General features: G+C 34.1%; 1 protein-coding gene. It reads right to left on the bottom strand.

Going from position 1 to position 1,643, the window contains the following annotated elements; genetic code table 11:
- Positions 1-1,047: 1,047 nt before the first annotated feature.
- Positions 1,048-1,245 carry a PQ-loop domain-containing transporter gene (locus PSN35_RS07720; RefSeq protein ID WP_367183425.1) on the bottom strand — a complete coding sequence of 66 codons (198 nt, stop codon included), beginning with the start codon at positions 1,243-1,245 and terminating at the stop codon, positions 1,048-1,050.
- Positions 1,246-1,643: the final 398 nt, after the last annotated feature.

Raw genomic sequence — 1,643 nt, 5'->3', positions numbered from 1 at the left:
CACATAATAGTGGCTGTCTAAGACCACAACATATGATGTTGTTAAAGTCCTTTCTAGAGACAGACACATAATAGTGGTTGTCTAAGACCACAACATATGATGTTGTTAAAGTCCTTTCTAGGGACAGGCACATAATAGTGGTTGTCTAAGACCACAACATATGATGTTGTTACAGTCCTTTCTAGGGACAGGCACATAATAGTGGCTGTCTAAGACCACAACATATGATGTTGTTAAAGTCCTTTCTAGAGACAGGCACATAATAGTCGTTGTCTAATTGAAAATTGACAAGTCACATGACACAAATTGATTGAAGATCAGAACCTTGTGATATACTACATCACCATATCCCTCTACCCTATAAGATGTACAAAATGTACCGTAGTTATTCTTTAAATAATGCCATATGCAAAAAATCTAAGTAATATTTATACCACGATTTTCCGAGTTAAACAAGTTCAAGCTTCACGTTCCATTGTTTAAACTCTTAACTCAATATACCTTGTTATAAGTGAGGTGTAACATGAAGCAATGCAACATCACATCTAGATCGTTGATTATTGCATGGCTCTCTTAGAGTAATAAAACTACAGCCTAGATAAGTGTGCGATGTCGTGAGATCAAAGGAAAAGACTGCATTCATGTTTCAATTTGTGATATGAAGTGATTAACAATGTTTTTTGAAACGAGATGACGTTTGTCAGTCATCTCTCATCGAAGGGCGAAGCCTAGAGTTTTAAAAAACATCTTTAATTATTTTATCGCTATGTTTATCAAGGATTTGGTAATGTGACGTCATCATAACGTCATATTAGAAAACAGCGATATTACTACGTGCGTCCTTGACAACGCTTAGCGGTTAGCGATAATTGGAATCATCTTGGCGCTTACGTCATATGAAATATATTGGTTTTAAACATCAACGGGAAAATAAACAAAATAGCGATAATAAATTGTATCAATTTAACTCGTTGTATTTCTATATTTTCCATGCATGTGATGTACTAAATAAGAAATTAGATAAAAGTGCAGCTAAAGTAAAGTACATTACCTCATTCCCTGTGTAGATTTGTTAATAAAGTTCCTATAAAACTGTGGTGCTCCTAATAAGGCCTCTGCAAATACAGCTAAAAATCCAGTAGTCTCTACGACATAAATATTGTCTATAAATATGTATGTGAATATTCCAAATACACCAATAAATGTTACTATAAATTCTACATAGCTAATAAAATCTGTCCACATCCAAAAATGGTCCCAGTCAAAATCTGAAAAACACATCAAAATCTCCAAATTAATGAAAAATAAGAACTGAAGATCTGTTAAAATACCTACTACATTTGTAAAAACAATCCCTAAAGATCCAAGTTAAAAGCTTGTGTAAAACCACTGCAATTTATTGGCTAATAAGTTATGTTCCTCTACTAAAATGTTACCGATCTGTTTTTGGTGGTGTAGTGGTTAACATGCTCACTTTAAGTGTTGTAGAATGTGTTAGACCCCCATTCAGGTCAATCCAAATACTATAAAAATTGAAATGTTATCGCTTCTCAGTTAAGTACACCATATCAAGGAGTAAGAGCAACGAATCAGGATAATGGGTGAGAGTGGAGAGACATATCTACCAGTATAATGGGTCAGAG

The sequence above is a fragment of the Candidatus Thioglobus sp. genome (assembly GCF_028599055.1).
Lineage (GTDB): Bacteria > Pseudomonadota > Gammaproteobacteria > PS1 > Pseudothioglobaceae > Thioglobus_A.
Note: the sequence above shows the minus strand (reverse complement) of the source record. Positions and strands in the feature narration are given on the sequence as shown.

Excerpts from the sequence above, each read along its gene's own strand:
- PSN35_RS07720 (WP_367183425.1), bottom strand. The coding sequence starts at position 1,245 with ATGTGGACAGATTTTATTAGCTATGTAGAATTTATAGTAACATTTATT.